Here is a 14,061-nt window from a genome sequence, read left to right on the forward strand (position 1 = left end):
ATTTACTTGGAATGTTGTATTGACCTCATTAGTTACTGATCCATCGACTTCTGTAGCCGTTATGATATAAGGGTCAGTCGCAGTTCCTGTTCCTGATATTGTGTTAATTCCTGCAACATTAATTACAGATTTCAGAGAAGAAAGATCTACAGTAATAGGTGCTGCTCCGTCATCTTCTAGCGATATGGTTAGTTCGTTACTAGTTGAGTTGAATGTAAACTGATCTACAGTTTGATCATCTGTTCCAAGGGCTGTAAGCGGTACCGATAAAGTCCCATTCGAATCCGTAATTTCTAAGTTTCCTGCATTTACTTGGAATGTTGTATTGACCTCATTAGTTACCGATCCATCTACTTCTGTAGTCGTTATGATATAAGGATCAGCTGCAGTTCCTGTTCCTGATATTGTATTAATTCCCGCAACGTTAATAATTGTTTCAGAACCATCTGCCACTAAAGAAGAAAGATCAACGATTAAAGGTGCTGCTGCATCATCTTCTAAAGAAATAGATAACTGATTATTAGTTGAGTTAAAAGTAAACTGATCTACGGTTTGATCATCTGTTCCCAGAGCCGTAAGCGGTACAGATAAAGTACCATTCGAATCCGTAATTTCTAAGTTTCCTGCATTTACTTGGAATGTTGTATTGACCTCATTAGTTACGGATCCATCGACTTCTGTAGCAGTTATAATATAAGGATCAGCTGCAGTTCCCGTTCCTGATATTGTATTAATTCCCGCAACGTTAATAATTGTTTCAGAACCATCAGCCACTAAAGAAGAAAGATCAACGATTAAAGGTGCCGCTGCATCATCTTCTAAAGAAATAGATAACTGATTATTAGTTGAGTTAAAGGTAAACTGATCTACAGTTTGATCATCTGTTCCCAGCGCTGTAAGCGGTACTGATAAAGTACCATTTGAATCCGTAATTTCTAAGTTTCCTGCATTTACTTGGAATGTTGTATTCACCTCATTAGTTACTGATCCATCTACTTCTGTTGCCGTTATGATATAAGGATCAGCCGCAGTTCCCGTTCCTGATATGGTATTGATTCCCGCAACGTTAATAATTGTTTCAGAACCATCTGCCACTAAAGAAGAAAGATCAACGATTAAAGGTGCCGCTGCATCATCTTCTAAAGAAATAGATAACTGATTGTTAGTTGAGTTAAAGGTAAACTGATCTACAGTTTGATCATCTGTTCCAAGCGCTGTAAGCGGTACAGATAAAGTACCATTCGAATCCGTAATTTCTAAGTTTCCTGCATTTACTTGGAATGTTGTATTGACCTCATTAGTTACGGATCCATCGACTTCTGTAGCCGTTATGATAAAAGGATCAGCTGCAGTTCCCGTTCCTGATATTGTATTAATTCCTGCAACGTTTATTACAGATTTCAGAGAAGAAAGATCTACAGTAATAGGTGCTGCTCCATCATCTTCTAAAGATATGGTTAGTTCATTACTCGTTGAGTTAAAGGTAAACTGATCTACAGTTTGATCATCTGTTCCAAGCGCTGTAAGCGGTACAGATAAAGTTCCATTCGAATCCGTAATTTCTAAGTTTCCTGCATTTACTTGGAATGTTGTATTGACCTCATTAGTTACTGATCCATCGACTTCTGTAGCTGTTATGATATAAGGATCAGCTGCGGTTCCCGTTCCTGATATTGTATTGATTCCTGCAACATTAATTACAGATTTCAGAGAAGAAAGATCTACAGTAATAGGTGCTGCTCCGTCATCTTCTAGCGATATGGTTAGTTCATTACTAGTTGAGTTAAAGGTAAACTGATCTACAGTTTGATCATCTGTTCCCAGAGCCGTAAGCGGTACTGATAATGTTCCATTCGAATCCGTAATTTCTAAGTTTCCTGCATTTACTTGGAATGTTGTATTGACCTCATTAGTTACTGATCCATCGACTTCTGTAGCAGTGATAATATAAGGATCAGCTGCAGTTCCCGTTCCTGATATTGTATTAATTCCCGCAACGTTTATTACAGATTTCAGAGAAGAAAGATCTACAGTAATAGGTGCTGCTCCGTCATCTTCTAAAGATATGGTTAGTTCATTACTAGTTGAGTTGAATGTAAATTGATCTACGGTTTGATCATCTGTTCCCAGAGCAGTAAGCGGTACTGATAATGTTCCATTCGAATCCGTAATTTCTAAGTTTCCTGCATTTACTTGGAATGTTGTATTGACCTCATTAGTTACGGATCCATCTACTTCTGTAGCCGTTATGATATAAGGATCAGCTGCAGTTCCCGTTCCTGATATTGTATTAATTCCTGCAACGTTAATAATTGTTTCAGAACCATCCGCCACTAAAGAAGAAAGATCAACGATTAAAGGTGCCGCTGCATCATCTTCTAAAGAAATAGATAACTGATTGTTAGTTGAGTTAAAGGTAAACTGATCTACAGTTTGATCATCTGTTCCCAGCGCTGTAAGCGGTACCGATAATGTTCCATTCGAATCTGTAATTTCTAAGTTTCCTGCATTTACTTGGAATGTTGTATTGACCTCATTAGTTACCGATCCATCAACTTCTGTAGCCGTTATGATATAAGGATCAGCCGCAGTTCCTGTTCCTGATATTGTATTAATTCCCGCAACGTTTATTACAGACTTTAGAGAAGAAAGATCTACAGTAATAGGTGCTGCTCCGTCATCTTCTAGCGATATGGTTAGTTCGTTACTAGTTGAGTTGAATGTAAATTGATCTACGGTTTGATCATCTGTTCCAAGGGCTGTAAGCGGTACAGATAATGTTCCGTTCGAATCTGTAATTTCTAAGTTTCCTGCATTTACTTGGAATGTTGTATTCACCTCATTAGTTACGGATCCATCGACTTCTGTAGCCGTTATGATATAAGGATCAGCCGCAGTTCCGGTTCCTGATATGGTATTAATTCCCGCAACGTTGATAATTGTTTCAGAACCATCTGCCACTAAAGAAGAAAGATCCACGATTAAAGGTGCCGCTGCATCATCTTCTAAAGAAATAGATAACTGATTGTTAGTTGAGTTAAAGGTAAACTGATCTACAGTTTGATCATCTGTTCCCAGAGCCGTAAGCGGTACTGATAAGGTTCCGTTCGAATCTGTTATTTCTAGGTTTCCTGCATTTACTTGGAATGTTGTATTGACCTCATTAGTTACCGATCCATCTACTTCTGTAGCCGTTATGATATAAGGATCAGCTGCAGTTCCCGTTCCTGATATGGTATTAATTCCCGCAACGTTGATAATTGTTTCAGAACCATCAGCCACTAAAGAAGAAAGATCAACGATTAAAGGTGCCGCTGCATCATCTTCTAAAGAAATAGATAACTGATTGTTAGTTGAGTTGAATGTAAACTGATCTACAGTTTGATCATCTGTTCCCAGCGCTGTAAGCGGTACTGATAAAGTACCATTCGAATCCGTAATTTCTAAGTTTCCTGCATTTACTTGGAATGTTGTATTGACCTCATTAGTTACGGATCCATCTACTTCTGTAGCCGTTATGATATAAGGATCAGCCGCAGTTCCTGTTCCTGATATTGTATTGATTCCCGCAACGTTAATAATTGTTTCAGAACCATCAGCCACTAAAGAAGAAAGATCAACGGTTAAGTTATTCCCGTTTTCTATTCCGATTGTTAATTCATTAGTAGTTGAGTTGAATGTTAGAATATCTAAATTTTGATCATCAGAATTATTAAGTAAAACAGATAAATCAATTGCTGTAGCTGTAGCATTGTTGGTTATGGTAAGAATGTTACCTGTCAATGATAAATCTTGTATTTCATTGGTAGGATCACTGTCATTATCATTTATAAGTGGTGAAAGATCAACTGAATTACCATCAGATAGTGTTAAAATATTAGTGGTTGAATCAAAAAGGAGTTGTCTAAAACCTCGTGTTGTACACAAACTGGTCCAATCAGTTCCAGTGTATTGATAAACACATTTTTCGTCAGTATTATAGACTAGAGCACCTTCTAAAGGGGTAATTCTATCCATTTGAATGTTTGAAACTCTAGTAAGTACGAAAACTTTATCTGAACTTTCTAACTCTAGTAAAGAGTTGATATCTATTGTATTGGGATTATCACCAACTTTTACTTGAGAATAACTAGAAAATCCTATTATAGCTATTAAAATAGAAATGACTTTCTTCATAATCGGGGTAATTTTCTATTGCATAAATGTAATAAAACGTTATTGTATATTTAAGACACACGTGCCATAATTTAGTCACAAAAAACTGATTTACAGCATGTGTTTGGGATGGAAAGACGTTTTTGTTCTTTTATTGGGGATTTTTAATCGACGAAATGTAACTTTTAAATTTAAACATTTTTTTAGTAATTATTTTTTGCACTTGATTTGGGGATTAAGTTAGATGAATTGTTGAATATTAATTTATTTTAAACTATTATTGAAGTTTTTTTATTGAAGAAATGTAGTTTTTTAATTCAAACATTTCTAGTATAAATTTTCTTGTACTTTTATATGGGATTTGATTGTTTTTATGATTTTCAACAGCTATTTGGAATAATGATTTCCAGTGGGTTCTAATAGCTTTCAGAGCCTGAAAATAAGAAAATTTTTTGGAATCATAAATATGAGTAGGCTCAGCAATAATTCCATTTATTTCTAGAATTTTAAAATCACTACCGTTTTCTAAGTTTTTGAAATCATTGTATTTTAAATCAACTCTTCCGTAGTACCAACCATTTATAGATTTACTTAAACTATCAAATGTTTCTTCTAATTTTCTTGATATTAAATGATTGCCGTTGATAAATTGTGTTCCCTTGGAATGATTTCCTATTACGGTAAGTTTAATTTTTTTTTCAGATTCAGGTATGTTATCTAACTTACAAGAGTGAATTTTCTCCAGTAAATCTATATATATCGTAGCTCTTTCATCATTTAAGATTAATTCTCTTAAGGACGAATTTCCGTCCCCCGTAACCGTTAAAAATTTTTTAAGCGTGATTGAGCTAATGTATCCTTTATTATTATTGGGGTTTCTATGATAAAACACTCCACACTCATTATCATGAGTTAAAAATTCTTGAATAATAATATCAATAGGATAATTAATTAAGTATTGTTTTAAATCACTTTTAGTATTAATTTTTTCAACTAGTAAACCTCTAAAACCAATATCTGGTTTGGCGATTAACGGAAAAGTTATTTTTTTAGAATCTAATTTTTTTAAAACTATATTGAAATCTGTATTGGGTTTTACTAAAATTGATTTAGGACGATATTTTTCAGGAACTAATTGAATTGTATGAAATTTACTCTCTGTTCCATTACCTGAACTCTTAATAGCTGGATTTGCAGCACTGAAAAATGCAGGATGTTTAGCTCTAATTGCTAAATAAAAAGCATAAGGAAGATTAGGAACATAAAACATAGATGAAGGCCAATATTCCCAGTTTCTTATTTTTTCAAATTTAGTTTTAGTCATTAATCTTCAAATAAAGTATCTAATAAAGATTTAAATGTTTTAAATCCAAAATAAACCGTGTATAATATTAGTAAAATACCTAAAATTAATAAAACATATGCTATAATTATTTTAGGCATCTCCTTAAAAGCTCGTTGAGCTCTGAATGCTAAACTTAAAACAACTGGAGAAACGACTAATAAAGATAATAAAATTAGAAATTTCTTTACAGGTTTTTCGTAAGATTTATCAGTCATTTTCTTTAAAATTATTTATTGCTTCTCTAACATTTCCGTACTTTTCTAATAATACTTTTGCAGTATTTTGGTCTACATTTAGTTCTGAAACTAACATTTTTTCACCTCGTTCTACCAATTTCTTGTTAGAAAGTTGCATATCAACCATTTTGTTTCCTTTGACTTTACCTAGTTGTATCATTGAAGTCGTAGAAATCATATTTAAAACTAATTTTTGTGCTGTACCAGCTTTCATTCGTGAACTTCCCGTTACAAATTCTGGCCCTACAATTACTGTAATAGGTAATTTAGCAGTTAAAGCTAAAGGACTTTCTTTATTACAAGTAATACACCCTGTTATTATATGATTATCGTTACATTTTTTTAATGCATTAACTACGTATGGAGTGGTACCTGATGCTGCTATACCAATAACAACATCTTTTTCTGTGACTTTATAATCTATAATATCTAACCATCCTTGTTCAGTAGAATCTTCTGCAAATTCTACAGCTTTTCGAATTGCAGTATCACCACCAGCAATTAAACCTATAACAAGATCATGAGAAACACCAAAAGTAGGGGGGCATTCAGAGGCATCTACTACACCTAATCTACCACTGGTACCAGCGCCAAGATAAAATAAACGTCCACCATTTTTTAGTTTATTAACAACTACTTCCACCAATTGTTTTATCTGTGGAATTGCTTTTTCAACTGCATTAGGTACAGTTTTGTCTTCATTATTAATATTAACTAATAATTCATTGAGATCCATTTTCTCAAGATCTTTATAGTTAGATTCTTGCTCTGTAGTTTTAATAAAATTCATACATCAAATTTACAACTTATTATTATTTGCTTAGTGACTAAAATGAATTAGTAGTGTCTAATCTTTTGAATCAATAAAAAATCAAAATATGGAAACATTAACACAATCACTTTCAAATTTTTATAATTCTGTTGCTTCAGGTTTTGGAGATTGGGGATTAAAATTATTAGGAGCTTTAGCAGCTTTAATTCTTGGTTTATGGATTATAAGAATGATTATGAGAGGAGTTTCAAGAGTATTTGAAACAAAACATGTAGATGAAACTTTACGTCCGTTTTTAATAACACTTATAGGATTTGCATTAAAAGCATTATTATTAATTTCTATCGCTGGAATAGTTGGTATACCAACAGCATCTTTTGCGGCAGTAATTGCAGCAGCTGCTTTTGCTATTGGAAGTGCATTTAATGGATCTCTTGGTCATTTAGCATCTGGTGTAATGCTTTTAATTTTCAGACCATTTAAAGTTGGAGATTTAATTAAAACAAATGGAGCTTTTGGATTTGTAAAAGAGATTTCTGTTTTTGTTACGGTAATAGAAACTTTTCAAAATGAAACTGAAATTATTCCAAACTCAGCAATTACATCAAATAAAATAACAAACTTAACAGCAATAGGAAGTCTAAGAGTAGATATGCCTTTTGCTATTAGATATGGATCTGATATTGAAAAAGCAAAGCAAATCGTTCTTGATGTATTAAGAAATGATGTAAATGTTTTAAGTGGAGAAGGGAAGGAGCCAAGAGTTGCAGTAAACAATTTAGGAGTTAATAGTGTTGAGTTGTTAGCTTTACCTTATGTAGATTGTAATAATTATTGGGATGTATATTGGGATACTCGTCAGAAGATTGTAGAAGCTTTAGGTGCAGCAGGATATGAAGCTCCGTTACCGCAAAGAATAGTAACTATGAATAAATAACTTTAATGTTTTTTACGTAACAAAAAAGCCGGTCATAAACCGGCTTTCTTTATATTTTAAAAAGTATAAAATTTACACTTCTGCTAATATTGTATTTAAAGTTTCATTAGGTCTCATGAAATTATCAGCTGAATTATCATTTGGTACGTAGTATCCACCTATTTCAATAGCTTTACCTTGTACTTCATTTAATTCACTTACAATTTTATCCTCGTTAGCTTTCATTTTTTCAGCTACAGAAGCGAATTGTGTTTTTAATTCTTCGTTTTTATCTTGAGAAGCTAATTCTTGTGCCCAATACATTGCTAAATAAAAATGACTACCTCTGTTGTCTAATTCTCCAGCTTTTCTAGAAGGAGATTTTTTATTATCTAATAACTTCTCAATAGCATCATCTAAAGTTTCAGCTAAAACTAATGCTTTATCGTTATTATTAGTTTGTCCTAAGTGTTCTAATGAAACAGCTAAAGCTAAGAATTCACCTAAAGAATCCCAACGTAAGTGATTCTCTCCAACAAATTGTTGTACATGTTTAGGAGCAGATCCACCAGCACCAGTTTCAAATAAACCACCACCATTCATTAAAGGAACAATAGATAACATTTTAGCAGAAGTACCTAATTCTAAAATAGGGAATAAATCTGTCAAGTAGTCACGTAATACGTTTCCTGTAACAGAAATAGTATCTTCTCCGTTTTTAACTCTTGCTAAAGTATATGAAGTTGCTTCAGAAACAGATTTGATTAAAATTTCTAATCCAGTTGTATCATGTTCTGGTAAATAAGCTTCTACTTTTTTTATTAATTCTGCATCGTGAGCTCTGTTTTTGTCTAACCAAAATACAGCAGGAGCTTGCATTGCTTTAGCTCTAGTTACAGCTAACTTTACCCAATCTTTAACTGGAGCATCTTTAGTTTGACACATTCTCCAGATATCACCTGTTTCAACAGTGTGTTCAATTAAAGTGTTTCCTTCACTATCGATAACAGAAACTTTTCCATCAGCAGCGATTTCAAAAGTTTTGTCATGAGAACCATATTCTTCAGCTTTTTTAGCCATTAATCCTACGTTAGGAACAGTTCCCATTGTTGTTGGATCAAAAGCACCATTTTCTTTACAGAAATCAATAGTAGCTTGGTATAATGCAGCGTAAGAACTATCTGGAATTACAGCTTTAGTATCTTGTTGCTTTCCTTCTTTATTCCACATTTGACCAGAAGTACGAATCATTGCCGGCATAGAAGCATCAATAATAACATCTGAAGGAACATGTAAGTTTGTAATTCCTTTATCAGAATCTACCATTGCTACATCAGGATTGTTAGCGTAAACAGCTTCAATATCGGCTAAAATTTCAGCTTTCTTTTCAGGAGAAACTTCTTCTAAATTGCTTAATAAGTTTCCAAAACCGTTATTAACGTCCACTCCAATTTCTTCAAAAGTTTCACCATGTTTAGCAAAAACGTCTTTAAAGAAAGTTCTTACTGCATGTCCAAAAATAATTGGATCAGAAACCTTCATCATTGTAGCTTTCATGTGTAAAGAAAATAAGATACCTTGATCTTTAGCATCTTTTATTTCTTTGTCTAAGAAAGCTAATAAAGCTTTTTTATTCATAACAGAAGCATCAATAATTTCTCCTGCTAATAAAGTAGTGCTAGCTTTTAAAACGGTTTCAGAACCACTAGCATCTGTGTGTACTATTTTAACATCTGTAGCATTAGAAACTGTTACAGACTTTTCGTTGTGAGCAAAGTCATTTTCTCCCATTGTAGCTACGTGAGTTTTAGAGTCTGAACTCCAAGCTCCCATAGAATGTGGATTTTTCTTTGCATAATTTTTAACAGCTTTAGGTGCACGACGGTCAGAATTTCCTTCACGTAATACAGGGTTTACTGCAGAACCTTTTACTTTATTATATAAAGCTAAAACTTTTTTGTCTTCTTCAGTTTCAACTTCTTCAGGATAATCAGGTAAAGCGTAACCTAAAGCTTGTAATTCTTTAACTGCTGCTTTTAATTGAGGAACAGAAGCACTAATGTTAGGTAATTTAATAATGTTTGCTTCTGGTTTTGTAGCTAATTCTCCTAAAAATGCTAATGCATCTTCTACCTTTTGATCTTCTGTTAAGTATTCAGAAAAGTTTGCTAAAATTCTACCAGCCAAAGAAATATCTTTAGTTTCAATTTCTATGTTAGATGATTTTGTATATGCTTTTACGATAGGCAAAAACGAACGGGTAGCAAGTGCTGGAGCCTCGTCTGTTTTTGTATACATAATTTTTGCAGTTGCGCTCATAAATTATCTAGTTATTTTAATTTGAAGTGATGCAAATTTAAGTATTACAATTGGTTTTTTTAAAGTTAATTTCTTATTAAAAAAAAAGTTAACTCTTATTTAGGATTTGTTATATATGAAACAAAAAAAAAGCAATGCTTTAAGCATCGCTTTTTAATATTTTTAAAAGACAGATTAGATTCTTCTTTCTTTGATTCTTGCTTTCTTACCAGTAAGACCTCTAAAGTAATAGATTCTAGCTCTACGTACTTTACCTCTTTTGTTAATTTCAATCTTTTGGATTGATGGTAAGTTAATTGGGAAGATACGCTCAACTCCAACAGTTCCAGACATTTTTCTAATAGTAAAAGTCTCAGAAGAACCGTTTCCTCTTCTTTGAATTACAACTCCTCTAAAGAACTGAGTACGAGTTTTGTTTCCTTCTTTAATTTCGTAGTATACAGTGATTGTATCTCCTGCTGCGAATTCTGGTAAATCGTTTTTTGTTACGAATTCGTCTTGAACAAATTTAATTAAATCCATTTGTTTAAAATCTTGTAGTTTTAACAAAACAACATTCACGATTCTCGTCAGAGGTTGATTTTGCGAGTGCAAATATAGAACATATTTTTAAGTAATTATGAAAAAAATGAAATTAAATTACTGTAAAAAAAGTTTCTTAATGTATTAATAAACTATTGATTAATAGTTAAAAGAGGTTTTTTAAATGATGATTTTTTAAAACCTTCTTAAATTCTAGTATAAGCTTTCAAAATATATTACAGTGCTTTAAAAAACTATTGATGGAAACTGTAATTTATAAAGAAAGACTTTTTAATTCTGGATTAAAAAGATTCTTGAGCTCTTTTATGTCCTTTATTAAAACGATTAGAAAAGAAGTATCTATTACTTATTTAATATTCTTTTTTGCTTCCGTACTATTAGTTGTATTGTATAATAAAGCAGACTTACATTTAAAGTTAAATAAATATCATTCGTCTTTTTTTGATGTGTTTTTTAAATATTCTACTTTTTTAGGAGATGGAGTTATGTTTGCTGTATTGGCGTTTATTTTTTTGTTTGTTAAACGAAAAATGACTTTAGTATTCGTTGTAGGAGGTTTGTTTACATTGGTAATTACTCACTTTTTTAAAAAGATTATTTTTAAAGGAGTACCAAGACCAGCAGAGTTTTTAGGTTTAGAAAATTTACATCTTATTAATGGTGTTAAAATGGCTTTTTGGAATTCATTTCCGTCAGGTCATACTATGACAGCTTTTACAATTTTTGCGATACTTTGTTTATATTTTAGAAAGTGTGTTTCACAGTATGTTTGGATATTGCTAGCTATTATTGCTGGAATTTCAAGAGTATATCTTTCTCAGCATTTTTTGATGGATATTTTTGTTGGTTCAATTTTAGGAATTGTAATCGGTTTTGTTAGTATGAGTTTGTTTTTTCCAGAAAGAAAAAGAATTCATTAATGCAAAACGATTATAAAAAGATTACTATAATTACTATTGTAATCAGTACAATTTTAAGACTCTTTTTAGCTGGAAATTTAGAGTTTGGTAATGACGAAGTATATTATTGGTTATATGCAAAGTATCCAGATATAAGTCATTTTGATCATCCACCAATGGTTGGTTTTTTTATACAGTTCTTCACTTTAGATTTATCATTTAGTTCTGAACTAGCTATTAGGTTAGCTGCTATTATTCCTACAAGTTTTACTATGTACGTTCTTTTTTTAATAGGAAAATACTTGAGAGGAGAAAAAATAGGTTTTATAGCTGTTTTATTATACAATATTCATATTTACGGATTTGTAATCGCAGGAACTTTTATTTTACCAGATTCACCTTTAGTATTTTTTTGGTTGTTGAGTTTCTATTTCTTTATTCAAGTTTTACCGAAAGATCCAGATCAAAAATTATATCTAAAATTAATTCTAGCTTTTGTATTTGCCGGTTTAGCAATTTATTCTAAATATCAAGCTATTTATTTACTTTTTGGAGTTACTCTATTTGTTGTTGTTAAAAATAACGTATGGCTAAAAAAGCCTATTTTCTATTCTGGTTTTATATTTCCAATTATAGCCGTAGGAATTATTTTTTATTGGAATTATTTAAACGACTTTATCAGTTACAAGTTTCATGGAAATCGAGTTTCATTTTTTAGTCTGAAGTTCAATAAAGATTCATTCTTAAGAGAAGTGCTAGGACAGTTTGTTTATAATAATCCTTACATAGTTGTAATGTTAGTTATTATGTTTCTTGCATTAAGAAAGAAGAAGTTTATTATCGATAGTAAAGTTTCTTATTTTTTTCTTAGTTGCTCACTACCTTTAATTTTAACTACAATTTATTTGTCATTTTCAAGAAATACATTACCGCATTGGTCTGGAGTTTCATATTTAACTTTATTGCCATTATTAGCAGTTTTTCTTTCTGAAAAGAAGCGAATCATTAAAAAGCTTACTATTGGAATGTCGAGTTTTTTTATGTTATTGATTTTCGCTTCTGTGATAATTACTACAGGATTTTTATTGCCTAAAAACACCACTAAAATTAAAGAAAGTTTAGGTAGAAAAGATGCAGTTTTAGATATGTATGGATGGAAGCAAGCTTCAGAAAAACTGACTTTATTTTTTGAGAAAGAAGAATTAAAAAGTTTGCCTATTGTATCAAACAGATGGTATCCTGCTGCTCATATTGATTATTACATAGCTCAACCAAATAAAATGAGAGTTTATGGGGTAGGAGAGTTGAGAGATATTCATAAATACTATTGGATTAATAAAACATATCCTAAACTCGGAAATAGAGTTTTATACATTACGGATAGTAGAAATTATAAACACCCTAAAGAAGTTTATAAGAATGAATACTCAACTATAAAAAAACTAAAAGAAATTCCTATTGAAAGAAAAGGAATAGTTGTAAAATATGTTTTTCTCTACATCTTAGAAAAATAATTATTCTTCATCTAGTAAATCTGGACGTATAGCTTTAGTTCTTTCGTAAGCTTTTTCTGAACGCCATTCTTCTATTTTAGGAAAATTTCCCGATAATAATACTTCTGGTACTTTCATGCCTTCATATTCCGAAGGTCTTGTGTAAACTGGTGGTGATAATAAATTATCTTGAAAAGAATCAGTCAATGCAGAAGTTTCATCTCCTAAAACTCCAGGGATTAAACGGATAACAGCATCGCACAACACAGCGGCAGCTAATTCTCCTCCTGTTAAAACGTAATCTCCAATTGAGATTTCTTTGGTGATATATTTATCTCTTACACGTTGATCTACACCTTTGTAATGACCAGTAAGAATAATAATATTTTCTTTAAGTGATAATGTATTTGCAGTAGCTTGATTTAAAGTTGGTGCATCTGGAGTCATGTAAATAATTTCATCGTATTTACGTTCAGCTAATAATCCTTCGATACATTTTGCAATAGGTTCAATCATTAATACCATTCCAGCACCACCACCAAATTGATAATCATCGATTTGACGATAATTTCCAAATCCAAATTCTCTTAAGTTATGAAAATGAACTTCGGCTAATCCTTTATCAATGGCTCTTTTCATCATTGAATTTTGAAAAGGACTTTTAATTAAATCTGGCTCAACTGTAATAATATCTACTCGCATGCTGCAAAAGTAGGATTTTATAAACGAACAAGTAAGTTTAGTTTATTTATATTTGCTGATGTTATGAAAACAATTATTGATCGTTTACTTTATTACATTGAAAAGTTCTTTTCTTATTTGGATAGAATAGGAGAATTCTTCAAGTTTTATTTGATTGGAACATTAGCAATTTATTTAGGATTTCAATTACTGAAAATCATTTTTTGGTTATTGTTCAAGATTTTTTAGAAGTTACTATGATTAAAAAATTGAATAGGTGGTTGAGTTTTTATTAAATGGTTATAATTATTACAATTATCATCTTGATGTTTTCTTATGAAGGAGATTGGATCATCAATTTTTACAGATTATTATTAGGGATTTTTCTTTTTCCTTTTGGTGTAGTTTCTATTCTTTCAATATTAAAAAGAGAAAAAAATATAACTTCTTTTATCTTAATCACAGTAGCAAGTTTATTTATCGCTTCTTGTATTCTTCCTCTTTTTTATGAATTAACTGGTTTTATTATAGCTTTATTTTTTGCATTATGGTTTGCTATATTATGGAAGAATAAAAATAAACTAGACCATTTGTTATTGTCATTTAATATCATCGGCGGAATAGCTTCAACAACTTTATTAATACTATTTTATTAGCATTTATTGTAAATAAAAACCTCCATATCTAAAAGATACAGAGGCG

11 protein-coding genes are annotated in these 14,061 nt (G+C 31.5%); 4 read left to right on the plus strand and 7 right to left on the minus strand.

The genetic code is table 11. From position 1 onward, the window contains the following. The 4 genes from Q1A46_RS17495 to murQ all read right to left on the minus strand — a co-directional run. Nucleotides 1-4,176: hypothetical protein (locus tag Q1A46_RS17495; RefSeq protein WP_299681940.1), on the minus strand; the 4,176-nt coding region annotated here is incomplete at its 3' end. A 256-nt stretch (nt 4,177-4,432) separates the two neighbouring features. Continuing rightward, nucleotides 4,433-5,479 (minus strand): D-alanine--D-alanine ligase, encoded by a 1,047-nt coding sequence (locus tag Q1A46_RS17500; protein ID WP_299681943.1) that lies wholly within the window; start codon nt 5,477-5,479, stop codon nt 4,433-4,435. Continuing rightward, nucleotides 5,479-5,715 carry a DUF6095 family protein gene (locus tag Q1A46_RS17505; RefSeq protein ID WP_299681946.1) on the minus strand — a complete coding sequence of 79 codons (237 nt, stop codon included), beginning with the start codon at nt 5,713-5,715 and terminating at the stop codon, nt 5,479-5,481. Before Q1A46_RS17505 ends, Q1A46_RS17500 begins: the two co-directional genes overlap by 1 nt. Further along, complete coding sequence (gene murQ, locus Q1A46_RS17510) at nt 5,708-6,526, minus strand: N-acetylmuramic acid 6-phosphate etherase (RefSeq protein WP_299681949.1); 819 nt, start codon at nt 6,524-6,526, stop codon at nt 5,708-5,710. The genes Q1A46_RS17505 and murQ overlap by 8 nt, the downstream gene beginning before the upstream one ends. Nucleotides 6,527-6,614: 88 nt before the next feature. Here murQ and Q1A46_RS17515 point away from each other — a divergent pair, with 88 nt between their 5' ends. Continuing rightward, on the plus strand, nt 6,615-7,445 hold the full coding sequence (locus Q1A46_RS17515) for a mechanosensitive ion channel family protein (protein WP_299681953.1): 831 nt from the start codon (nt 6,615-6,617) through the stop codon (nt 7,443-7,445). Between the two features lie 72 nt (nt 7,446-7,517). On the opposite strand, the gene Q1A46_RS17520 is transcribed toward Q1A46_RS17515, so the two are convergent. Both Q1A46_RS17520 and rplS read right to left on the minus strand, forming a co-directional pair. Next, on the minus strand, nt 7,518-9,743 hold the full coding sequence (locus tag Q1A46_RS17520) for an NADP-dependent isocitrate dehydrogenase (protein WP_299681956.1): 2,226 nt from the start codon (nt 9,741-9,743) through the stop codon (nt 7,518-7,520). 174 nt (nt 9,744-9,917) lie between these two features. Beyond that, nucleotides 9,918-10,265, minus strand: coding sequence for a 50S ribosomal protein L19 (gene rplS, locus Q1A46_RS17525; protein ID WP_299681959.1), 348 nt, complete (start codon nt 10,263-10,265; stop codon nt 9,918-9,920). 260 nt (nt 10,266-10,525) lie between these two features. Between rplS and Q1A46_RS17530 the strand changes: the two genes are divergently transcribed. Beyond that, on the plus strand, nt 10,526-11,206 hold the full coding sequence (locus tag Q1A46_RS17530) for a phosphatase PAP2 family protein (protein ID WP_299681962.1): 681 nt from the start codon (nt 10,526-10,528) through the stop codon (nt 11,204-11,206). Next, nucleotides 11,206-12,699 (plus strand): glycosyltransferase family 39 protein, encoded by a 1,494-nt coding sequence (locus Q1A46_RS17535; RefSeq protein ID WP_299681965.1) that lies wholly within the window; start codon nt 11,206-11,208, stop codon nt 12,697-12,699. Before Q1A46_RS17530 ends, Q1A46_RS17535 begins: the two co-directional genes overlap by 1 nt. Here Q1A46_RS17535 and trmD read toward each other — a convergent pair whose 3' ends face one another. Next, nucleotides 12,700-13,380, minus strand: coding sequence for a tRNA (guanosine(37)-N1)-methyltransferase TrmD (gene trmD / locus Q1A46_RS17540; protein WP_095071036.1), 681 nt, complete (start codon nt 13,378-13,380; stop codon nt 12,700-12,702). Nucleotides 13,381-13,655: 275 nt separating this feature from the next. Between trmD and Q1A46_RS17545 the strand changes: the two genes are divergently transcribed. Beyond that, entirely contained in the window at nt 13,656-14,015 is a 360-nt protein-coding gene (locus Q1A46_RS17545) for a hypothetical protein (protein ID WP_299681980.1), read from the plus strand. Nucleotides 14,016-14,061 lie beyond the last annotated feature (46 nt).

This window comes from uncultured Tenacibaculum sp., assembly GCF_947502995.1.
Lineage (GTDB): Bacteria > Bacteroidota > Bacteroidia > Flavobacteriales > Flavobacteriaceae > Polaribacter.

What these genes read in the sequence shown, in the direction of transcription:
- Q1A46_RS17500 (WP_299681943.1), bottom strand. Translation starts at nt 5,479, where the DNA reads ATGACTAAAACTAAATTTGAAAAAATAAGAAACTGGGAATATTGGCCT.
- Q1A46_RS17505 (WP_299681946.1), bottom strand. Translation starts at nt 5,715, where the DNA reads ATGACTGATAAATCTTACGAAAAACCTGTAAAGAAATTTCTAATTTTA.
- murQ (WP_299681949.1), bottom strand. Translation starts at nt 6,526, where the DNA reads ATGAATTTTATTAAAACTACAGAGCAAGAATCTAACTATAAAGATCTT.
- Q1A46_RS17515 (WP_299681953.1), top strand. Translation starts at nt 6,615, where the DNA reads ATGGAAACATTAACACAATCACTTTCAAATTTTTATAATTCTGTTGCT.
- Q1A46_RS17520 (WP_299681956.1), bottom strand. Translation starts at nt 9,743, where the DNA reads ATGAGCGCAACTGCAAAAATTATGTATACAAAAACAGACGAGGCTCCA.
- rplS (WP_299681959.1), bottom strand. Translation starts at nt 10,265, where the DNA reads ATGGATTTAATTAAATTTGTTCAAGACGAATTCGTAACAAAAAACGAT.
- Q1A46_RS17530 (WP_299681962.1), top strand. Translation starts at nt 10,526, where the DNA reads ATGGAAACTGTAATTTATAAAGAAAGACTTTTTAATTCTGGATTAAAA.
- Q1A46_RS17535 (WP_299681965.1), top strand. Translation starts at nt 11,206, where the DNA reads ATGCAAAACGATTATAAAAAGATTACTATAATTACTATTGTAATCAGT.
- trmD (WP_095071036.1), bottom strand. Translation starts at nt 13,380, where the DNA reads ATGCGAGTAGATATTATTACAGTTGAGCCAGATTTAATTAAAAGTCCT.
- Q1A46_RS17545 (WP_299681980.1), top strand. Translation starts at nt 13,656, where the DNA reads ATGGTTATAATTATTACAATTATCATCTTGATGTTTTCTTATGAAGGA.